15 protein-coding genes and 1 pseudogene are annotated in these 21,278 nt (G+C 65.0%); 11 read left to right on the top strand and 5 right to left on the bottom strand.

The window, feature by feature from the left end; genetic code table 11:
* Positions 1–45 precede the first annotated feature (45 nt).
* From casA to ACFQ7F_RS14035, 7 genes are all read left to right on the top strand, one after another.
* On the top strand, positions 46–1,656 hold the full coding sequence (casA, locus tag ACFQ7F_RS14065; RefSeq protein WP_383270150.1) for a type I-E CRISPR-associated protein Cse1/CasA: 1,611 nt from the start codon (positions 46–48) through the stop codon (positions 1,654–1,656).
* 28 nt (positions 1,657–1,684) lie between these two features.
* Entirely contained in the window at positions 1,685–2,368 is a 684-nt protein-coding gene (gene casB, locus ACFQ7F_RS14060) for a type I-E CRISPR-associated protein Cse2/CasB (RefSeq protein ID WP_383270149.1), read from the top strand.
* A 25-nt stretch (positions 2,369–2,393) separates the two neighbouring features.
* The gene (gene cas7e / locus ACFQ7F_RS14055) at positions 2,394–3,569 is read left to right on the top strand and encodes a type I-E CRISPR-associated protein Cas7/Cse4/CasC (RefSeq protein ID WP_383270148.1); all 1,176 of its coding nucleotides are present in this window, start codon (positions 2,394–2,396) and stop codon (positions 3,567–3,569) included.
* Entirely contained in the window at positions 3,566–4,390 is an 825-nt protein-coding gene (cas5e, locus tag ACFQ7F_RS14050; protein ID WP_383270147.1) for a type I-E CRISPR-associated protein Cas5/CasD, read from the top strand. The genes cas7e and cas5e overlap by 4 nt, the downstream gene beginning before the upstream one ends.
* Positions 4,387–5,061, top strand: coding sequence for a type I-E CRISPR-associated protein Cas6/Cse3/CasE (gene cas6e, locus ACFQ7F_RS14045; protein ID WP_383270145.1), 675 nt, complete (start codon positions 4,387–4,389; stop codon positions 5,059–5,061). The genes cas5e and cas6e overlap by 4 nt, the downstream gene beginning before the upstream one ends.
* A 638-nt stretch (positions 5,062–5,699) precedes the next feature.
* Positions 5,700–6,269 (top strand): SMI1/KNR4 family protein, encoded by a 570-nt coding sequence (locus tag ACFQ7F_RS14040; protein ID WP_383270143.1) that lies wholly within the window; start codon positions 5,700–5,702, stop codon positions 6,267–6,269.
* A 612-nt stretch (positions 6,270–6,881) separates the two neighbouring features.
* A complete protein-coding gene (locus tag ACFQ7F_RS14035; protein ID WP_383270141.1) occupies positions 6,882–9,209 on the top strand; it encodes a hypothetical protein in 2,328 nt (775 codons plus the stop codon).
* A gap of 292 nt (positions 9,210–9,501) precedes the next feature.
* Here the strand turns inward: ACFQ7F_RS14035 and ACFQ7F_RS14030 are convergent, their stop codons facing one another.
* The gene (locus tag ACFQ7F_RS14030) at positions 9,502–10,023 is read right to left on the bottom strand and encodes a potassium channel family protein (protein ID WP_383270139.1); all 522 of its coding nucleotides are present in this window, start codon (positions 10,021–10,023) and stop codon (positions 9,502–9,504) included.
* A gap of 128 nt (positions 10,024–10,151) precedes the next feature.
* Positions 10,152–10,337, bottom strand: coding sequence for a hypothetical protein (locus ACFQ7F_RS14025; protein WP_383270138.1), 186 nt, complete (start codon positions 10,335–10,337; stop codon positions 10,152–10,154).
* 77 nt (positions 10,338–10,414) lie between these two features.
* On the opposite strand from ACFQ7F_RS14025, the gene ACFQ7F_RS14020 reads away from it, so the two are divergent.
* Positions 10,415–11,059, top strand: a complete 645-nt coding sequence (locus ACFQ7F_RS14020) for an SMI1/KNR4 family protein (RefSeq protein WP_383270136.1) — start codon at positions 10,415–10,417, stop codon at positions 11,057–11,059.
* 48 nt (positions 11,060–11,107) lie between these two features.
* Here the strand turns inward: ACFQ7F_RS14020 and ACFQ7F_RS14015 are convergent, their stop codons facing one another.
* Complete coding sequence (locus ACFQ7F_RS14015; RefSeq protein ID WP_383270134.1) at positions 11,108–12,775, bottom strand: hypothetical protein; 1,668 nt, start codon at positions 12,773–12,775, stop codon at positions 11,108–11,110.
* A 721-nt stretch (positions 12,776–13,496) separates the two neighbouring features.
* Between ACFQ7F_RS14015 and ACFQ7F_RS14010 the strand changes: the two are divergent.
* The 3 genes and pseudogenes from ACFQ7F_RS14010 to ACFQ7F_RS14000 all read left to right on the top strand — a co-directional run.
* Positions 13,497–13,598: pseudogene (locus ACFQ7F_RS14010) on the top strand (DDE endonuclease); the annotation flags it as partial.
* 130 nt (positions 13,599–13,728) lie between these two features.
* The gene (locus ACFQ7F_RS14005; RefSeq protein ID WP_383270132.1) at positions 13,729–15,321 is read left to right on the top strand and encodes a hypothetical protein; all 1,593 of its coding nucleotides are present in this window, start codon (positions 13,729–13,731) and stop codon (positions 15,319–15,321) included.
* A 161-nt stretch (positions 15,322–15,482) separates the two neighbouring features.
* Positions 15,483–15,656: a hypothetical protein gene (locus tag ACFQ7F_RS14000; RefSeq protein ID WP_383270130.1), complete on the top strand. Its 174-nt coding sequence runs from the start codon at positions 15,483–15,485 to the stop codon at positions 15,654–15,656.
* Between the two features lie 98 nt (positions 15,657–15,754).
* Here the strand turns inward: ACFQ7F_RS14000 and ACFQ7F_RS13995 are convergent, their stop codons facing one another.
* The gene (locus ACFQ7F_RS13995) at positions 15,755–16,810 is read right to left on the bottom strand and encodes a Wadjet anti-phage system protein JetD domain-containing protein (RefSeq protein WP_383270128.1); all 1,056 of its coding nucleotides are present in this window, start codon (positions 16,808–16,810) and stop codon (positions 15,755–15,757) included.
* Positions 16,807–21,264, bottom strand: a complete 4,458-nt coding sequence (locus ACFQ7F_RS13990; protein WP_383270126.1) for a hypothetical protein — start codon at positions 21,262–21,264, stop codon at positions 16,807–16,809. Before ACFQ7F_RS13990 ends, ACFQ7F_RS13995 begins: the two co-directional genes overlap by 4 nt.
* Positions 21,265–21,278: the final 14 nt, after the last annotated feature.

Below are 21,278 nucleotides of genomic sequence, written 5' to 3'. Positions count from 1 at the left end.
CGTCCTTCTAAAATTCGGTGGATGTCCGACCACGGGGGGAGGGGCGTGACCACGCCTGCGTCCAATCTGATCGACCAGCCATGGATTCCGGTCGCCTGGGCGGTCGGGTACTCGGGCCCCCCGGAAGTGGGCCTGCGGGGCCTGTTTCTGCACGCCCGAGAGATTCGTACCCTCCTGATCGCGGAAGCTCCGGCTCACTCGGCGCTGCTGCGCCTGCTGTACGCGCTCACCGCCCGGATCACCGGCCTGGACGAGGCCGGGCCCGGAAGCTGGGGCGACCGGCGGGAGGAAATCCTTGAGCAGGGCCTTCCGGAGCAGAGCATCGAACTTCCCGACGGCCGCAAGGCCGGCATCGAAGGCTACTTCGACCAGTGGAGCCACCGCTTCGACCTGTTCGACCGCGATCGTCCCTGGCTCCAGGACCCCCGCCTGCCTGCCCAATGCGACAGGAACAGCACGGCCGGGGTCCACAAGCTGGTCATGAGCCGGGCAGCGGGTAACAATCTTTCCTGGTTCGGGCACTGGAGCCATGACAATCCCGTCCTCCCCAACCTTTCGCAGGCGGCACTGGCGCTGCTGACCTGGCATTACTGGGGAGCCCCCGGCGCCCTCTCGAGGCGTGCGGTCGGCCAGGTGTGCCACCACTATGCGAAGGCTTCACCCCTGCGGGCCGCGCTGTCCTATCACCCGGATTGCGACAACCTTCTGCTGACGCTGCTGGCCGGCTTGACCCCGCCCGACGGCGACGTCAGCCGGCAGAGCGACCTGTGCCCCTGGGAGCGCGACGACCTCCCGGACCCGCTCGAGCCGATGCCTACGCCGCAGGGCCCTTGCTCCCGGCTCACCGCCTGCTCACAGCACGCCCTCTACCTCGTCCCCGCCCCGGACGGCGCGCGTACCGCCGACGCGTACATCACCTGGGCTTACGATGCCGAGCGGATCCGGCCACAAGACGACTACCTGATCTGGGACATCGGCAAGGACGGGGAGACCTTCCCCCGGCCCGCGCGCTCCTCCCGTTCTCTGTGGCGCGACGTCGACGCCCTGCTACTCAAGCAGCTGGATGACGCAAGCCCCATCCAGCCGAAGGTCATGGACCATGCCTTCGACGTCAGCGAGTACCTGCGGATCCGCGCGCTCGGCTTCGAACAGGACGCCAGCCAGGCGGCCAACCACCAGTACGTCGACTCCGCGACCCCGGTCCTCCTTTCCCGGGTGGAGGAGGACGTGGTCAGTGCCGAGCGGCCCGTACGCCAGCTGCGCGAACTGGGCGAGCTCTTCGGGGAGCGGCTGGAGCAGGCGACCAGGGAAGCCTGGCTGAAGTACACGGATGACAAGAAGAACGATCCGGGGGCCTGGCTGGACGCGGTCGCGGCACGCTACTGGCCGGCGGCCGAGGACGAGTTCTGGTCGCACTTCCGGCAGTTGACCCGCTCCGGCGCCGCCGTGGACGCTGGCTTCGACTTCGAGGCCGCATGCCGCGCCTTCGGGCGGCACGCGCTTAACGCCTACGAGACGGTGACCGGCTCGGTGACACGCACCCCGCGGGGCGCGAAGGCCGCCACCGGGGCGAAGGCGATCATCCTCGCCGCGCTGAAAGACCCGCACAAGGCGATGGCGCAAGCGAAGACGAAAAGGGCGGCCACACAGTCGTGAGAGTCGCCCGCCGACCCAAGGACAGCATGTGACCTCACAAGCCCCTGAAACGAGCAAGCGGCACCGGAACCGTGCCGCGTATGCCGCATTCGCCCAGCACATCGAACGCCTGTGCCGCACGGACCCCGGTGCTCGTGCCGCGCTGCGCGCCGGCCTGCGCCGCGACCTGGACCACCCGCGCACCCGCGCCATGCACCGGCTGCTCACGCCGCGACTGCCGGAAGGCTGCGACGACAAGACAGCGCAGGCCCACTACACGGTGGCCTCGCTGATCGCCGCCCAGCCCCGGCACGCCTTCGCGCGCGACCAGGACGACGACCAGGAATTGGACGCGGACACCGCCGACGAACAAGGAGCGCAAAACAAGCAGGTCCGTCCGGACGGACAACCAAACGAGAAGGCTGCCCCGCCCGATCCTGCCCCGTACGGGTCCTCGTTCGGAGCCACCCTGGGACAAGCCGTCATCGCCAAGGGCGCCTCCATGCGGCTGAGCGCAGCAGAAAGCCGCATCAACCTCCTGACACGGCAGAGCTTGCGCGGCATCCACCTGCACCTCCCCGGTGCGGTGAACCAGGTGCGCGCCGCCGACGCCTCCATCGATTGGGGACAGCTGCTGGCAGACCTCGTCGACTGGCCCTACCAGTCCGGGCGGATCAGCCGCCGCTGGCTGCAGGACTTCTACCGGATCACCGCCCGCGCCGACCAGGACTGACCCCCTCACCCACAGGAGATCCCCGATGGACCTCACGCCACGCTTCATCGACATCCACGTCGTCCAACCCGTTCCTTACGCGAACCTGAACCGGGACGACACCAATTCGGTGAAGACCATGCTCTACGGCGACGCCCTGCGTACCCGTATCTCCAGCCAGTCCTGGAAGCGGGCCATCCGCGAGCACTTCCAGGCCACGCTCGGTGACAGCGCGCTGCGCACACGCCGTATCGGCGAGCGGGTCGCCGAGTTGCTCCGTGACCGTGGGTGGGACAAGACGCTTGCCGACCGTGCGGGTGCGCATGTTGCGGCGGGAAGCAGCATCAAGTGGGAGGTGGCCAAGGGGAGAGACAAGCAGCCCATCACGAACAAGGTCCTGACAAACGCGCTCGTCTACCTCCCCGAAGACGCTGTCAAGGAACTCGCTGATATCGCCGAAGCCCACAAGGACGCGCTCACGACCGACTTCACCGGCAAGGGTAAGAGCAAGCCCGAGAGCGCCCTGAAAGGGAAAATCGACAAGGTCCTTCTCAAGAAGAACGGCGTCATCAACCTCTTCGGCCGCATGCTCGCCGAGGTCGACCAGGCCGGTGTCGACGGTGCCGTCCAGGTCGCGCACGCCTTCACCACGCACACCACTGAGATCGAACTCGACTACTTCGCAGCCGTCGACGATGTCACCGCGGCGAAGGGTGATGAAACGGGCAGCGGCCACATGGGCACTGCCGAGTTCAGCACCGGCACCTTCTACCGGTTCGCCACCATCGATCTCAAGGAACTCATCACAAATTTGAGCGACGACAGCGACATCGGCCTCGAGGCCGCCCGCGAGCTCGCCGGCCAGTTCCTGCTCTCCTTCATCGAATCCCTGCCACAGGCGAAGAAGAACTCCACCGCCCCGCACACGCTCCCGCACCTGGTCCACGTGGCGGTCCGCTCCGACCGGCCGCTGTCGTTCGCCGCAGCCTTCGAGGAACCCGTACGCTCAGCCGAACACGGCGGCTACGTCGGGCGCTCCGTGGAAGGCATCGACGCGTACGCCAAGGCCGCGAACACCCTCCTCGGCCCCGACCGCGTCCTGCACGCGGCACACGCTGCCCTCCATTTCGACAAACTGGCGCACCTCGGCGAGCGTCACTCGTCCTTCGAAGCTCTCGTCACCGCCGCCGTCGACGTTGCTCTCGCCGAGGCCCCGCAGTGACAGAAAAGCCCGCCTGCGGGCTGCTGTTGCGCCTGGCAGGCCCACTCCAGTCCTGGGGCACGCACAGCAAGTACCTGCGGCGTGACACAGCCCGATTCCCCACCCGGTCCGGCGTCGTGGGCATGCTCGCCGCAGGGCTGGGGCGAGTGCGCCAGGCGCCCGTAGACGACCTCACGGAACTGTCGATGACGGTACGTGTCGACCGACCCGGTGTCGTGCTGTCCGACTTCCACACCGTCGGCGGTGGACTGCCTGCCGACGAGACGGTGATCACCGTCGATGGAAAACGCCGCACCGAGGGTAAGGGCACTCTGGTATCCAAGCGCCAGTACCTGGCCGACGCTGCCTTCACCCTCGCGCTCACCTCCGACGACGAAGAGCTGCTCCACGCGTGCGCCGCTGCCCTGCGTGACCCGCACTGGCCTCTCTTTCTCGGCCGCCGGTCCTGCCCGCCGGAAGGCCCGATCCTCCTGGGAATCGTGGAAGATCCGCTGCGCCACCTGGTACAGCTGCCCCTGGCAGCCAAGAGGCCGCGCAGCGGCCCGCAGCCGATCGAGTTCTACGGCGACAGACCGCTCGGTGTGCTCCCCGTGGACTCTGACGCCGCAGACAGGGGTGATGGTGACCACCACAGCGGCGAAGTCACCGACGAACCGGTGTCGTTCGCACCACTGGCACGCCAATACCAGCCCCGGCCGCTGTACCGGCGTGCCGTGTACCTGCCGGATGCCACGTACGAAGGCTTCGGTACTAGGTATCTGGAGAAGCTCCAGAGCTACATCAATACCCATTTCGCCAAGTCGGAGAGGAAAACCCGGTGACTTTGTGGCTGACCCGCATCGTGCCCTCACCCAGTTCTGACGATGCCCGTCGGGACCTCGGCGGCAGCGACCAAGGCATCCGATTGCACCAACGCATGTTGCAGATGTTTCCCGACGGGGTTGAAGGCTCGGCCAGGGCCGCATTCGGAGTATTGTTCCGTGCCGACGAGACCCCAGGTGGACCGCAGATCCTTCTGCAGAGCCAGATGGCGCCCGACCCCTCACGCCTGCCAGACGCGTACGGAAACGTCGAAACGTGTTCCCTCGATAGCTTGTTGTCGAATCTGCACAAGGGGATAATCGCCAACTACCGCTGTGTGGCCAATCCTGTGCGCAAGCCAAGGGCCACCTCACGGGAGGCATACAAGCTCCCGCCGGTCGTGGCCTTGAGCGGCAATGCCGCAGTTGAATGGTGGGAACGCCAGTCCACCACAGCTGGATTGGAACCCTTGCACATCAACGCCCACCCGCTCGCCACGATACGCGGCCACCGAGGTCTTAACGGCCGCGCCGCAAAGCAGCGAATTCAGATTTCCCGCACACAATTCGACGGGACGGCACGGGTCCTCGACGCCGACCTACTTCGCGAGAAGATCGCTGCGGGTATCGGGCGGGGCAAGGCATACGGATGTGGGCTGCTGACACTTGCGCCAATGCGGCAGCGGTCGTGAACATCGGACTCGAAGGACCGGATAACGCATGACCAGCCCCGGCCGATCCCACGCTGGTGGGGAGGACCTGCGACCGTCCGGCCATCATCCACCACCGATCGGAACACCCCCACGCTGGTGGGGAGGACCACCACAGGATCGCGCAGATATGGGCGATCAGCGGAACACCCCCACGCTGGTGGGGAGGACGTGGGGCCGTCGGCGGTGCGGATGGCGGACAGCATGCTCCCCGCCGACGCGGGGGTGTTCCGCTGTCCGCGGGCTACTACTACCCAATCACCAGGACTTCCCCACGACCACGTTCTGTTGACGTCATGCAGGGCGGAAGCGTGGCGGAGTTCCGCTTCAACTTCGACAACAGCGTCGCCCACTACCGAGATCCCACCATCTACCGACCCCGCTTCGTGTCCTTCACTCTGACAGCGAAGAGCCTCAGAGAGGCCAGGAGCAAGGTCACGTACGAGACGCAACCCAAGCAGCCACTTACACCTTGCCGAGAACAACAACGCCCCGTGGCAGGGGTGTTCACAAACCCGTGCCCGTAGCATGCGTCTGATGATTTCCTAGGTGGTGGCGGTCCTGCCCGCTACAGCGGGGCCGCCACCACATGTCGGCCTGTCGGCGAGCGGAGGACACGCGTGTCGGTGGATGAGTCGTGGGAGAAGATCGAGGGCTGGCTGGACCAGTACGCTCCGCAGGGACAGCCTCTGCCGGGGCCGTGCACCCGCTCCGAACTGGACGGCCTCTACAGCGCGCTCGGCGTGCGGCTTCCCGAGGATGTTGAGCAATCGCTGCTACGGCACAATGGGTCGGGGCTCACCGACGTCATCCCGTCCACGTTCGCGCTCTACAGCGTCAAGCAAATCGCCGACGATCATCTTGGAACGCTCAAGTACAAGCTGAAAAACGATCACTACGGCTTGGACGACAGCCGCTTGATCGTGCCGATCGGCGCGCTGGGCGAGATGCAGCTCGTCGTCGACACCCAGACGGGGCGTCTGGGGTCATGGGACATCGAGGAGACCGGCTACCGCTGGTTCGAGGGCCCAGGGTGGGCATCCCTTTCGGCCGTCCTCAAAGTCACGGGAGACGCCCTGGCGTCCCCGCCCCCGTGGATCGCAGTCATGGGTGACGGTGATGAGTGGCGGGCCATCGATATGGACACCGACTTCCCGGGCACGCTGGTCTGGGCCGACGTGAGGGGTTAGGCGCGTCGTTTACCCAGCAGGGCGCTGGCGTACGTCACCTGAGCGGCGATGTATCGGGCAGCCAGCACGCGCGCCCGGCACGCGTTTGGCCCGGTACCCAGGACGGGCACGGGCCGAACGTGCTCACGTCTGCTTCAAGAGTCAGGGCCCGGTCCTGCAGGTTGAGGCCCCTGCGGACCGCCTCCGCACCTTCACGTGGCAGAACGGTCACCGGCTTCCCGAAGGCGCGGGCGGACCTCCCGTTATTGCCGGGAGCTAACGAAGCGGTACTTGATGCGTGGGAAAGCGTGGATGCCCGCCTGACCCTCGTCGCGTAGTCAGTGGGTGAAGGGTTCTGGTCGGGGCCCGGCCCGGCTCGTTGTGGACACCCGTATGTGCGAAGGCGAGTTGACGTTTGCGGCACCCGACCATGTGGTCTTCCCGCTCACCGGCTCTTTGACCGCCCTGACCTGCCGACACCCGTCGTGTCTGGCGGACTTGGGTGTCAGGCGAGGCGCACACCTATCGACTCGGCCTGACCGTTCTAGGCATGCTTGCCTAGAATTTGGCGGACGCACCCCAAGGCCATGCGCAGGCCACCCCACGGGCCGCACCGAACTCCGAGGCAGAGCGATGTCGACGACCCAGCAGATCCTGGACCACCGCCGCGTACAGACGGCCGTCATCGGCCACAAGAACTCCGACCACCCGGTCATCCTCCCTATGGATGCTCACGAGTTGGATCTCTGGCGCCAGGCACACCCCGCCTACAGCTACTGGTGTGGGCATCAACTCGGCGGGTGTGGAGGGGAATTAAGCGGCCGCCGTTACACCGAGAAGGTCTGCCACTTCGCCCACCACCCCAGCGCTCCCGTCTGCCACCGCACCGCCAACGGCGACTCCAGCGCGGACCACCTCTTCATCAAACGCGGCATGCGAAGGCTGCTAAGCAAGCAGAACTTACGTGGTGACGTACAGATCCGGGACCTAGGGACCGGGCCCGGCGACGCTGTTGACGTCCACCTTCCGCATACCAGCCGTATCATCCGCTTCCAGCTGAACCACTGCGACTATCCCGCCTGGCGGCGCCATGATGACGCCCTGCGTCCGCAAGGAGCCGGCGGGGTCGACTGGGTCTTCAAAACGGATGGCCCGGCCACCCGCGAACTCCTCGACCGCGATGCCTATTTCCTGCGAGTGCGCCTCGAAACAGTTGGCGGGGAGCGCCGCGTCCACATCGGTACGGAGGCCCGGGATCACAGCGTCATCTGGACTCCGTTGGGCGATTGCACTCTCACGTCCACCGGGCTGTCCACGCCGCGCGTCGAAACCATCCGCACATCACGCCCGCGACTGAAGCTCCCCTCGTTCCCCCTCGCGGGTGGACTCGTCTTCAGGCCGGCCGACGAGTGCGAGGCCCTCAAGGACACGCTCTTCGCCGCCCCGGACCGCCGTCTCATCACCGCCGACGTACGGCCGGTCGACAGTCCCGTGGTCCGAGCCGCACTCTCCCTTCCCGCCGACGGCGACCCCCCATCGGCCGACCACGTGTACGGTGTGCCCGACTCCACTCGGATGCTGGTCCTGGAGGACGGCCAGGGCTGGGTTGTCGAGGTGAACCGCTACCGGCGCCTCAACGCCGGGGAGGCCGAGCTGACCGGGCTTTGGACACCGCCGCGGGGAGCGCCGCCCTCACCTGTGACCGCCGAGCCCGATCCCGCCCCGGTCATGCCCGCGCACTCGACGGGCAAGGCACGCTTTCTCACCCACGCCGACATGGTCATGGAACTCCGCACGGCCCTGGCCGGCTTCGCCCGGCTGGGTGTGACCACCACCTGGGAAGACCTTGCCTATCGCCTCGGCATTACGGCCTCGCAGCTCTCCGATGCCGAACGCCGCGATCTCCTGGTGGATGTGGACTCACCACTGTCCGATTACCTGCCGGTGCGCTCGGCCCTCGTCCTCGACGGTGACGGTCCGCTGCCCTACCTCGGCGAGATCCTGCAGCGACTCGGCGTTCCGTATGCCAAGAGCTCCACGCGCCTCCGACAGTGGGCCGCGGTCGAGCGTGAGCGTGCCTACGCGGCATTCGGTCAACCGTCCCGGGCCATGGAGCCCCGGCTAGACCTGACTCCCGCACGGCCGGTGCCGGAGAACCTCGTCAAGAAGGCGTTCAGCGGAAGCACGGCCCTTTTAACAAGGCGTGACGACCCGCGCGTCAGCGAGTTGCTCACCGCCCTTCGCCGCCTCAAACGTCATCCGGTCCAGGCCGTACGCCAACAGATCAACACGGCCGTGCACGGGGCGTCTGTCTGGCTCGGCCAGCAGCCCACCGGAGGGAAACCCGAGTGGATCAAGGCGGCTGGGCAAAGTCGTGACCATCACATCCGTGTGCTGGAACAGGCGCTGATCGCTCATCGGACGTCGACACCCACCAGTTCTGCACCCACGGCGCAGCGGAAGCAGAAGAAGGGGCAGAATTCGAGCCTCAGAAAGCTCCAGGACGAGTTTCTGGCTCGGTTCGAGGCACAGCAAAATGCCGCGAAGGCGCAGCCGAGGACATCCGTGCCTCCCCAGTCATCGTCTGCACCGCACAACACGACGCCGCGCCCGCTGGATCAGCTCACCCGTGAGCTGATCCGCGTCGCGGCTCAGGGGCAGACCATCTCCATGGCAGAACTGGAGGACAGCGGGATCACCCCCGCCGGCCTGCGCAAGTGGCTGGCCCGGATCGACCGCGGGCTTACTGCTGATACGCCGATGCTGTCTGCCCTGGTAACCACGCAGGCGGGTGGCCCAGTCCCATTCTTCCGGGCAGTCCTCACGCAACTCGGGCTGGCCGTGCCGCAGACAGACGAGGCTCTGATGGTCATCTGGCACCGAGAGCAGGAGCGCGCGCATGCGGCGTATGCGAACCATCCCCGTGAACTGCCGCCGCGCCTTGTCCCATTGGTTGGGTAGGCCGTTCCTACGGGTACGCCCTCGACCAACGCGAAGTCCTGCAAGGACGTGAACAACTTGTCCCCGGACCACCTGCCAACTCCGCGAGCGCCCCGTCCTTCTCACCGCCCAGCTCTCCCCCCGAGTTCCATACCTAGAGCAACGCGCTCCAATCTCATTGGCAACGGCAAGCGAGCCAGATCAGAAACAACTTCTGCGCGACAGGGGGCCTGAGATCGGGGAGACGTACGCGCGGGTGTTTCCCCGCCGGCTGGTAGTCCTCGGCAAGTCAGGCACTGGTGAGAGCGCGAGTTCACTTCTTCCGGGGCCGCAACACGCGGCGGCGGATGTACCGGGTGGGTGTCGTGGCCCCCACGGTGAGGAAGACGAAGCTGTACAGGACCTGGAGCAGCGTCAGCACCCGCGCTGTCTGGCCGATGGGGTTCACGTCCCCGTATCCGACCGTGGCCAGGGTGATCACAGTGAAGAGCAGCGCGTCCACCCGGGTCTGCAGCCCGTGGAACTCCTGTTCTTGTCGCGCCAGGACATAGTAAGAGGCCGAAAACAGCAGGATCGTCAGGCACATCAGCCCGGCGATTGCCCAGGCCGGACGGGTGCCGCCCCGGCCGATCATGACGAACTGGACCTGCGCGAGCAGACCCGCCGCCACCAGGGCGAGACCACATCCAAGGACCAAACAGCTCAGGACAGGCCGGTGCGGTCCAAAAGCATGCAGCGGCAGCACGAAGTACGCCGTCACCATGCTCGCGGCCGAGGCCGCCAGAGCTGCCGGGCGTCGCCAGCCCAGCGCGGCCTCCGTCGAGCTGGTGGTCACATACGCCTCCAGCGGGGTCAGGACGGGCTGCGGGGCAGGCCCCAGACGACTTGCTTCGCGCGGAGGCCGCGCACCAGCCCACGGGTCTGGGCGGAAACGTTTTCGTCGGGAACCTCCTCCGAGGCGAGCTACTCGTCGGCAGCCAGGTTCGCGCCCTCTGCTTCTTTGCCTGGGGTGGCCGATGCCGCGCTCGGGTTCGGCGCGTCTGCTTCGGTGGACTCTGCGTCGGGGGCGCCATGGCCCTGCTCTTCGTCGTCCCCCAACGGCTTGGCGCCCTTGAGGAGTGCTTTGATGGCCAATCCGTATCTGGTCACAGCGAGCACAGTGGAGCACGGCCGAACCTTGCGTCCCGAACTGAGAACGTGAGCAGTTGGCGGGTAGCGTGTTGAGTATGGATGGTCATACGGCACGCGAGCAGGGTATTGAGTGGCGGCAGATAGACGACGCCTGGCAGCGTATTGAGTCCTGGCTTGAGCGGCGCGCTCCGGCGACACTGGAGAACTTGTTGCCTGGGGCTTCCGAGGCGGAAATCGAGGGACTGCAGGAGTCTTTGGGCGTGCGTCTGCCCATCGGTCTGAGGGCGTTGTGGAGTCGGCGGGCGGGTGTGGGACCGGAACCGACACCTGGATTTATGCCGGGCCGGTGTGTGCTGATGCCGTTCGAGGTCGTCCGTCGCACGTATCAGCAGCAGATGCTGCTGCGACAGAGCGACGAAGAGGCGCAGCGGGGGGCGGGTGACGCAGAAGAGATCACGGTGTGGCGTCCCTCCTGGATCCCCTTTGCTGCGATCGGTGCGGATGCTTTGGCTGGTCTGTGTTTGGACGCTGAGACCGGCAGGATCTGGTACTGGAATGAGTACGCGGAGCGCAGCGTCAAGTTTGAGTCACTGACGGACTACATGGAGGAGATGGCTGACGTCCTCGAAGTCCCGTCGCTCGCAGAAGAGGCGCGGGTTGGCCTGATGAACGGGTTCTTGGTGTGGGGGGCGCCGCGCGATGATGCCGAGCGTGCGGTGTGGGAGCCGTTGGCCGGGTGATGCGTGTGGGGTGAGTGTTCGCACCCACCCCACACACGTCACGAAGATCTAGCCGATCTTCTTCCACGCGCAGGTGCTGCTGGTGGTGGTGCAGTGTTCGAAGCCAGGGTTACTGAGGTAGAAGGCGTCCTTGTCGAGCATGCGCCAGGCAGGAGCCGGAAATTTGTGGAAGGCCCCACTGTTTTGATCGCCGGGGATCGTGGCACGACCGCACTTCTCGGCGTTGGAGGGGCCGGTCTTGTCCTTGCGCGTGTCGGCGAAAAGGCCGAAGGAGCTCCCCGAGGGGTCCGCGTAGAGCTGAGCGCACTTGTCCCCTGAGTCGACCTGGTACTTGTTGCCGGTGTCGGGGTAGCCGCCACTCTCGTGGGTTGAGGCCATGGCGAACTCGTCGCAGGTCGGCGAACCCATCGAGGCGTCCATGGGATGTTTCTTCCATGCGTCCGGGCAGACCACGTTGCGGCTGTCGTCACTGGTCCACTTGTTGCCGTCCGCGTTGGTCTTGGTGGTGTCCGGGCCGAGGTAGTGCATGGGCGCGTCGCCGGTACCGGGGCGTCCGGTCATACGGTTCTGCATGAACCAGTAGTAGGCGCCAGCTGCCGGGTACTTGTTGGTGTCCATCGTGTAGGTCGGGGTGTAGTACGGAAGTACACACCCGGGTGTGCTGCTGGCCGTGCTGAGATCGTCGCAGCGGACCTTGAGTTCGTTGCCACTGGTGCCGAAGCCGGCGTTCGCGGCGAGGTCAAGATCGACATCGACAGCGCCGACCATGTCCCAGGTCAGGTCGATAGTCTCCTTGCCGGTGCCCGTCCACTTCGTGGTGGTGCTGGCAACCTGCGTCTGGCCGACCTCGCTGTCCAGCCAGTACCCCCTCTCGGCCTCCCCCGTCTTGTAGTCTTTCCAGGCCACCGGGGTACTGGTGCAGTGGTCACAGACCGTTCCTGCGTTCCAGGTGAGGCGGACGCCAAGAAGCTGCGGGTCGATGGAGGTGGGAGTGACGAACAACTGCTGGTCGAACTCCGCGAAGTCGCTGCCGCCGGACGACTTGTTCGGGTAAGTCTTCAGCCGCTGCTGGAAGTTGAACGTCGCCACGCCAAAGGGAGGCTTGTCCGGTTCTCCGCCGGAAGTGAAGATCAAGCTGGCGCTGCCGACATTATTTAGACAGGCGTCGGTGCGGTTGATGTAGTCGTGGCCCGAGGGCTTGTCGGAGCACCACGACACGAGGTCCGGAACCTCTGCCGTGGGGGAGAGCAAAGACTTCTGCTTCTTCTCGGATGCCGGGTGGAACTTGAGGCACACCTGGCGGCCTTGCGCGTCAGCCTTCGAGCAGTTCGTTCCCCCGGCCTTGCGGATCGCCAACGCGCCGGGGTCGCTGCGGAAGATCTCTTGTGCCTTCTGGGCCACCGGATCGATGTTTGAACTCGCCTGCGGAGCAGGGAAGGTCGCGTAGGGCGCGATGCGGAACTTGGCCCACGGGGACCATTTGGTCTCATACAAAGAGCCGTCGAACGCGGACGTGTGGAAGGTGTAGGTGACTCCCGGCTTCAGCTTGCCGGCGGGGACAGTGACCTCGGCCGTGCTTCCGGAAGCTACAGCAGGGGAGACGAGCACTCCGTACTCATCATCCTTCAACTTGACTTGTGTCTTCGCATTGCCGTTGGCGTCAGTCGTCCAGACCTCAAAAGTCTGGGTGCTCTTGTCGCCGTCCGCGTCGGTCACAGTATTGCGGAGGACCGTCTGGGGGCTGGTGACGTTCCACACGTCGCTGGCTTGCTTGAACTCCGGTCCAGCCTTTGGAGTCTTACCGGAAACTGGCCTGCTGCCTGCAGTCACAGTTCGGGACTCGGGTCCTGCTGCGGGGCGGCTGGAAGGTGCCGCATTGGGATCGATGCTTGCCTCGGTTCCGGCGGCGAGTGCCGGACTGGACCCGAGAAGAAGAGCGAGGGCGGCGCCTATGGCTGCCCTTCGTACTAATTTTGACATCTGTCTGTGCCTCAACCCATGTCTCCTCACGTGTAGGTGAGTTGTGTGGTCCATGCCAAGACCGTTTCTATGCGGGTTGAGAGCGCTCGAGCAATGCCACTAAACGCCCAATTCGCCTATCGCTGCTGTGTGTTAGCTGTGATCGATGTCATGGTTGCATGTAGTCATGTGAATTTTCTGTGGAATATTTGAACACAAAGTGTGTACCCCGCCGTCTATTGCAGAGCATGCAACGGAACTCCGCTGTGTGCCGATCTGCCCGTACAGCAGCACTTCCCAGAAGTTGCCGTGGTGAGCGGAGACCTCCTCGATCTGCTCGTACGTGGAAAGCGGGGGATAGGCGGAGAGCAGCTGACGCTGTCCGGCATGCGGAGGCAGGGTGCTGTGGCGTCAGGTCGGGGAGTGACAGCCGATGGCTGGGTTGTACTCGGGCTCTCCGCTTTCGAGCACGCGAAGTATCATCACCGCCATCCGGCGCGGCTTACGCCAGCTCCAGTACCGCCACGAAGTCCTCGACGGCTGCCTCACCGGCACCGGCCTCCGACACCAGCCACCATGACGACATCACGAATTGAAGGTCAGTAGCTACGTCGATGAAGTGCTGAGCTCTATCGCATACCGTGCGCAGGACGAGGCCAGCGCTGTGTGGTGGCGAGTCGCCAGCGGCAACGCTTGCCAGGCGGGCGCTGATGCTGCTCATGGTCGCCGGGCAGATCGCATGGTGCTGGCCTATCGGTGCGATGATCGAAATCGTCTGCCATCCAGCCAACTTGACGCGTATCGTCTGTGGGATGCGATTCAATTCTTCAAGCGATCGCCGCCGCAGGCCAGGTTTTGCATGGCCCGATGACGCCAGCGATGATGCACGCGAGTTGTTCGAACCCCGACCGCCACTGCGAAAACTGGTGGTTCAGGTGGATCACGAGATTTTGGTGGACGATTCCTCATCGTGGTCCAAAGAGGCATTGCTGTCAGGGTTGCTAACCCACCCGTACGTTCAGGTGGTGAGGTACGCGGACGGCGGTCCGCCGCCCTCTGCTGCGCGGATTACCTCTCCATGGAGTGGAGAACACGCGCCAGGATGGGCCGTGCTGCACCAGAGGCATGAGGACGGCGAGGTACGGGGATTTACCACGGGAGATGAGCAGAGCGTTTCGGAGCATGCAATCTATGGAAACTCCGCACTCATAGCCCGCAATGACAGAAATCACCCAGCCTACGGCAGCTTGGCGCCCGATGAGGCACTTAAGCGACGAGAGGCAGACGTGCTCGGCGCGAGAGTTGCAGAGGAAATTTCTGCGGATCTCTATATAACGCGCCGTGACTACCTTTCTGGTGAAGCGAAATATAGAGCTAAGAACGTGTTGTTATGCACGCCAGGGGAAGCCCTTCCGCTATTGGGCCTGTACCTGCGGCGGCAAGGGGTCTTCATCTACTTCCGAGGCGTCGACGGAAAGTTTCAATATCGCTGTAGTCGGCGACTCTACTTCTTTACGGGTGCCTTGGAGTTGCTGCCGTCGATGTGGCGATGGTCGACTGCTTTCGGGCAGTACGCTATTGCGGCTAATGATGACACCCTTCCGGCCCTTAGTAGTTCGCTCGTTCAGCGGGTAGAGCGAGCATTGCAATCGAGAGATGAGCTGTTCACTGCGCTCAACATGCATGGGAATCGCGATTCTACGGATGATGCCCTGCGCAGTCTCGACACGGCCCTAATTTTCCTAATGGGCGCTCTTGATGCATCGGCGCGTGCCGTTCATCGAGTGCTCGGTATTTCCGTGACTCCGCGGAATGCTGGATGGCAGAGCCGCAATTGGCTGGATCGAGTGGCGATTTCGGCCCCGAAACTCGCAGCAATTTTTGACGAAGGCTCGGAAGCGCAACACTTGCTTGAGATTCTGCGAAAATTCCGCAATTCTGTACACGGTGAAGCTCTAAGTCCTCTCACCGTCAAGGAAGGGAGTGACCCTGAACGAATCCTAGTCAGCCTGCCTCGGGAGGATTTGCAGGCTATCTTGAATTCTATGGATGCTCTTGGTGGGCGAGATGCGTGGGGGGTGGAATCACACTGGGATAATCGCATGCACGCCGAGCCAGGGGCGCTCCTCGGGGAAACACTCGAACGAGTCGTCGCCGTATTGAACAGGATCATGCAAGAGACTCCTGTTGAGAGCCTGCCGGACGTGCATGTCACGCCAGCTCAGTGCACGCCTCCAAATGATCCGAGTGGTAGATATTCCGACATGAAGCGAGAGGGAATTCGCTGGCAATTGGGATTCTAGTCGATAATAGCGAAAGCGGCATATTGGGCCGCCTGGCCGCTAAATATAATTCGTGCTCAACGAGTCGACTATTAGCAGCCGTCTCGTACGTGGGATCTGTGTACCGGAACCGCGGGCGCCGGTCTGCCCAGGGCCGGTCTGTCGGCGAGCGGAGGACACGAGTGTCGGTGGATGAGTCGTGGGAGAAGATCGAACGCTGGCTGGACCAGTACGCTCCGCAAGAACAGCCTCTGCCGGGGCCGTGCACCAGCTCCGAGCTGGATGGCCTCTACAGCGCGCTCGGTGGTTTTGGCCCCGGCCAGCGCGCAGGAGGCGACATCGAAGTGATCAAGTGAACCTCTCCATGTTGCGGCGAGAATCCTCTTCTTGGTCCCGCACCCGTGGGAACGTGCGTCGGTAAATTCGGGTGCTGCCGGCAAGGAGAGGTTGCTCATCAGCGCCAGTCTGGCGCGATGCTGAGTTCGTTACGGTTGGTTGCTTCCTGGGCGAGACGTTGCCCCTTGGTCAGCAGGGCGTGCGCTGCCAGCCGGTGTTCTTCGGGGAGCCAAGCCGTCAGGCTGTGGGCCCGTTCGCTGGCGATGTTGTCGCCGGCGGTGGGTTCATGGGCGAGCAGCAGCCGATACAGGGCAGCGGCCGGTTCGATGGCTGGCAGTCCATGTTGTGCGCCGTTGATGGAGGCTCTGGCCGGTATGGCGATGCCTTCGGCGTCCAGGTCGCCGTAGTAGACGATGCGGTGGATGTCGGGAAGCTCGGTAATGTGCTCTACGGATGCTTCAAAGGCTCTTCCGGAGCCGAAGGCGATGTATCGGATGCGGCCGGGGGCGGGCTTGAGCAGGTCGCGGAGGGTGGCGTAGGTATCGCTGTTTTCCACTACGAGCATGGTGTCGCCGTTGCCGAGCCTGCGGTGGGCCAGCGGGGGAGGTTCGCGGTAGGTGGCGAGCTGTTCGAGGGTCAGTCTGCCGGGGGCGAATAGGGCTCCGGTGATCAGCATGTCGAGGCGCTTTTCGTTGCGGAAGATCTCGTAGGAGCGCTCGCGTAGGGGGAGGGCAGCGCGTCGGTCTGGACGGCTGTGGGTGTCTCGGAACCAGCGGTTGAAGGCGCGGAGGTCCTGGGTCTGGGAGGCGGTCAGCCGGGTTTTGTAGGCCCAGTCGAGCTCTGGTCGCCATGACACTTGCTGCCGCGGGGATGATCTCACTGGTGGCGCGCTGGGTATCCGGACTTGTTCGGGAAGGGCTGGGCGGCCGGCGTCCCATTTTGCGCGGGAGGTGGGGAGGCCGATGATGCCGTGTTCGGCGATCTCGTACAGCAGTGTGGCGAGGGTGCTGCGTGCCTTCTCCCCGTTGGCGGCGCCTGGCAGAGCCGCGTGGAATGCCGCGATGAGCGTGGCCCGGCTGACCGTCACGCGATCGGCGCGGGCCTGGAGCGCGGCACTGAGTTGTGCCGCTGCGGGGGATAGCGGCGCCTCGGCCTGGTCTGCGGGTGAGGTCATTGAGTGTCACCCTGCTTCCTGTACAGGCGGGCGGCGGTGAGAACGCCGGCAGGTTCGGGGGTCTGCTGGTCGGGGGTGATGCGAGGGGCAGGAATGAGGGCGTTGCGTACCTGTTCCTCGAGTCGGATGAGGGAGAGGCCGCTGCGGGCCTCGGCGTCGTTGCGGAGCTGGATGCGCATGGGGAAGCGTGAGGTGACGTCCTCGTCGCTCAGCCCGGTGGTGTAGACCAGCTGGATTCCCAGTGCGGCGGCCATCTGCATCTGGATGTCGACGAGGTAGCCGGCGTTGGCCCGGCCGATGGGGTTGTCGAGCAGGAGCAGTCCGCCGTTTCGGGTGCGGCTGCGAGGGCCGGGTGATGTGCGCAGGGCGGCGAGCGCGCAGTACAGGAGGATGGCGCCGGTCAGTTCCTGGCCGCCGGAGAAGACACGGCTCATCTCTTCGACGGGGACGCGGTCCAGGCGCTGGGCGGCGTTGGGCTTCATGACCTCGGCGGTAAACCCGCGGGGTACTGCTGCTACTAGGCAACGCATGACGACGTCGATGCCTTTGAGCTTGCGCGTGCGCGGGTTGCCTGCCAATGCATCGACAGTCTCGTGCATCTGGGCGGTGAGAGCAGCCAGGTCCGGCTTCTTGTAGCGGATGGTGAGGAACTTCTGCCCGGACCAGGGAGCGTCTCCCTCGGGGAAGGCGGAGAAGCGGCTGGCCTGGTCGAGGCGCTGCAGGAGGTCAGTGACGTGGCCGCTGAGCTGTGAGGCGAGAGCCTCACGCGCTTTGGCCATGCTCTCCAGGTCTGAGTTCAGGGCTGCGATGCGAGAAGTCAGTGCACCGGTCCAGGTGGCAGCCATGGCGGGAATGTTACGGCTGTCCAGGGCGGAGATCTGAGTGCGCAGCGGGATGTCGAGTCGTTCGAAACGGACATCGGCGGGTACCTCCTTGAGCCGGCTCACGCCTCCCGCCAGCTGCCGCTCTGTTCGACGGGCAGCGTCCCGGCACGTGGTGTGCGCGGCTGTTGTCTGGCGAGCGGCGAATTCGGCTGCTTCACCCGTGCCGGCATAGGGCGAAGTGGCCGACGGGACAGCGAGGCCGTGGACAGCGGATTCCAGCATCGGCAGTACCCGGTCGAATGCCGCCAACTCCTTGGTAGAACCTGCCTGATCACGGCGGGCACTGTTGTAGACACCGGCCGCGAGACGTTCCTTCGCCTGAGCTGTGTCGAGCTCACTCATCGCTTGGGTCTCCAGCTCATGAGCCTCAGCGACGGTGGCCGGTGTCCAGGCGGCGGCGTCTTCCTCGCTCAGCGAGACTGCCGGGGCAAGGAGCTTGGCGCGCTCCGCAAGACGGCTCGCCTGATCGCGCAGCCGCTGCAGGGCAACGTCGCAAGTTCCGATCTTGACGGTGAGGGCGCGGACAATGGCGTCGCGCTGGACGGCGTCACCAGCCCGCTCATCGCGACTGTGAGTCATGGCCAGCCCCCGTACCTGTTCGGGGACTTCGTTCCATTCTTCCTGGCTGTGGAGCAGGGCTTGCTGTGCTGCCGCGGCCCGCTCGTGCTGGTCCTCGCCGACCTCAACGCCGCGCAGCTCGTCCTGCGCTTGCAGGTAGCGGTGCTGGAGAGCAGGGAGGGGCAGCAGGGGCGGGTTAAGGGTGCCGTGTTCCTGTTGCGCTCGGGACGTACTGGTGATCTCTTCGCGCGAGCGGGCGTATCCGTCGGCAGCTTGCTCGGCCGATTCGATGGCGCGAGCGAGTTGTGGGATCTCCTCACTCGCCAGGTCGATCTGCCCGGCCAGTGATTGGAGTTCGTCTGCGCGAGTGACTCTTTCGCCGCTGAGGGCCGCGAGCCGGTTCTGCGCTTGGTCGGCCGTAGACTCTTCGTCCGCCAAGCGCGTCAGACTGCCTGCGTTTTTCTGCGCGGTTTGGAGATCCTCGGTGCGTTGTTCGCATGTGTCCTCGGCGTTCTCCAGTGCCGCTTCTTGTTCGCCTGCTGCGGTGCGGGCCGCAGCCAGATTGGCCTCTGCCTCCTCTGTTGCGTTCTCCAGCTGCTCCAGGTGGTCAAGCCGCTCGCTCACACCCAGGCCACCGCAAGCGTCATGCCAGTTCGCGATCTGCTGTACAAGGTTCCGTGCAGCGGTGAGGCGCTGTCTGAGCACGTTCGACTCGCGGCTGACCTCGGCGATGCGAGCGTCGACGGCGGCGCGCTCGTGTGCGGCGGCTTCCTCGTCGTGCAGGGCGGGTGAGGGCTCGACGACGAACCGCCCGTCGTCTGGGGCCGTCTGAGTGCTCAGCATCCGTTCCCCGGTGCCCACCGTGACGGCGGCGCAGGGCAGGGGACGAAGGCCCTCCACCATGCTCCGAGCGGCTTCCAAGCCGTCGGTGCCGCCCACGATGATCCCGCCCACCAGGTCGGGGTGCGTTCTGATGACCTGCTGGTGGTCCGCGGTCGGTACATTGTCGCGCATCCACTGCCAGCCGGGCACGGCGTGGGTCCCGTGGGCCGTCAGCTTTCCGCACAGGTCGCGTACCTCTGTGGCGGCAGGGAGCAGGCCCTCGCTCGTGTCGAGGAGAGCCAGTAGGGTCTGATCGTTCTCCAGATCGATGTTCTTGCGGGTCAGTGTCGTCTCGAGGCCGCCGGTGCGACGCTCGGCGAGCTGGTGCAGGGTGTCGGAGTGGTCGCCCAGCCAGCGCAGTGCATCACTGGATTGAAGGTCATCACTGTTGGCTTCCAGCAGCTCGGCGCATAGTGGGTTGCTGCGAATGTCTGCCGCCCGAGCCCGCAGCCGACCGGTCTCGTCATGCGCTGTCGTCGCGGCTGCACGTGTGGACCAGGCTAGCTGTTGCTTGTTGCTCAGCGCCGCGTGGGCTCGCTCCCGTTCGGCTCGGATGCCCTTGCGTGCCTCGTTGGCTTCTCGCAGCAGCTGTTCGCTGTGGCGTACGTCGTCCTGGGCGCGGGCGGCGGCATCGGCGGCACTCTCCTGCGGGGTGAGGAGATCCTGTTCCCGGGCGGCGCTCAGGTGTGATGCGAAGGTGGCGGTCTGCCTTTGCAGAGTGCGGGTTTCCTCCTGCGCGGCGCCCTCGACGGTAAGCAGCTTGTTGCTTCGGCCACGCCACTGCTCAATCTGCTTCTGCGTCTCGGTCGTGGTGTGCGTGTGCCGACGGATCGTGTCACGGGCTTCCTTCTCGGCCCGTGTGTAGCCCGCGCGCAGCGCAGCGGCAGCGGTGTCGAGGGCCTGGACGTAGGGGGCGGCGGTGCGTTCGGCCTGAACGAGAGCCTGCTGGGCGCGGTCGTGGTTATCCAGCGCCTGGGTGTGGCGCAGAGCGATCGGGACGCTCGCCCACGCCACGCTCTCATCCTGCGCCTTCTGTTTGTCCTTCTGGGTTGCCTTCTGCTGCGCGGCGATCTCGTCCAGATCGAGAGCGTGGGAGCACACTTGTACGTGCTGCAGGCGTGATTGGGAGAGTTCACTGGTGCGTTTTGCCGCTTCCAGCGCGCGGTGCGTGTCTTTGAGAGCGATGTTCCTCTCGGACTCGGTGGTGGTGAGTGCGGTGTGGCGTACCCGGACCGCGGCGGTGAGGTGAACGAGGTTCTTCTCGGCGTTCTTGGCTGCACCGGCATGCTCGGTGAGCGTGCCATGGAGGCTGGCTACCTCCTCGCACGCGTGCTGCATCTCCACGGCGAACTGCCGCTCCCTCTCCCACTGGGCGCGTTCGTCGTGTGCGGCAGCATAGCTGTGGAACGCGATGCCCAGTTCCGTGTACCGGTCATCGTCTGTGGCCTTGCGCAGAAGCCATTCGACAAAGGCGTCGGCGGTGTTGGTCGTGAAGGCTGCGGCAGCGTCGCTCTCTTTTGCGTTCATCCGGCGTTGTACGTCGAAGAGTTCGGGCTGCAGGCCGAGGCCGCGCTGGTGCTTTTCCCACTTCTCCTGGCCTTCGAGGATGTGCAGCTCGAGCGCTTCGACGCGTTTCTCCCAGTCGCGCAGTTCGGTGCAGTAGTCCTCGTAGGGGGTCCAGTGTCCGTCGCGGTGGAAGGGAAGCCGGTCGGCGTCCAGCGCTGCGGAGGGATGGAAGCTGTAGAAGCAGCGGTGCAGTTTGCCGTCGTGCTCGGGGGCCAGGACCTGGGCGGTGACCAAGAGGCGCCCGGTGCGGGCGTCGGCCCATTCGAGTACCACGTGGGACGGCTGTGCCATCGAGACAGTGAAGTTGCGCAACGTCTCCAGATCGCTGTGTCGGTAGGGGATGGTGGTGCAGGTGATGCCGGTCAGTAAGACGCCCTTGCCGCCGCCGTTCTGCAGCATGACCAGGCTCGCGGGCGCCGGGCGCTGCACGATGTGCCCGGCAGCAGGGATTAGCGAGGCGGTCTCCACCTCGGCGCCAGCGCCAGAGAAGTCCAGGGGCACCTCCTCATAGCGGGCATCTTGCGGACCAAAGTTTCGCAGCAGAATGCGATTGAGCTCATACATGGAAGAGGTCCTTG

The organism is Streptomyces sp. NPDC056486, from assembly GCF_042795295.1.
Lineage (GTDB): Bacteria > Actinomycetota > Actinomycetes > Streptomycetales > Streptomycetaceae > Streptomyces.
This window is presented reverse-complemented; position numbering and strand designations above follow the sequence as displayed.

Excerpts from the sequence above, each read along its gene's own strand:
- cas7e (WP_383270148.1), top strand. The coding sequence starts at position 2,394 with ATGGACCTCACGCCACGCTTCATCGACATCCACGTCGTCCAACCCGTT.
- ACFQ7F_RS14035 (WP_383270141.1), top strand. The coding sequence starts at position 6,882 with ATGTCGACGACCCAGCAGATCCTGGACCACCGCCGCGTACAGACGGCC.
- ACFQ7F_RS14020 (WP_383270136.1), top strand. The coding sequence starts at position 10,415 with ATGGATGGTCATACGGCACGCGAGCAGGGTATTGAGTGGCGGCAGATA.
- ACFQ7F_RS14005 (WP_383270132.1), top strand. The coding sequence starts at position 13,729 with ATGCTGCTCATGGTCGCCGGGCAGATCGCATGGTGCTGGCCTATCGGT.
- ACFQ7F_RS13995 (WP_383270128.1), bottom strand. The coding sequence starts at position 16,810 with ATGACCTCACCCGCAGACCAGGCCGAGGCGCCGCTATCCCCCGCAGCG.
- ACFQ7F_RS13990 (WP_383270126.1), bottom strand. The coding sequence starts at position 21,264 with ATGTATGAGCTCAATCGCATTCTGCTGCGAAACTTTGGTCCGCAAGAT.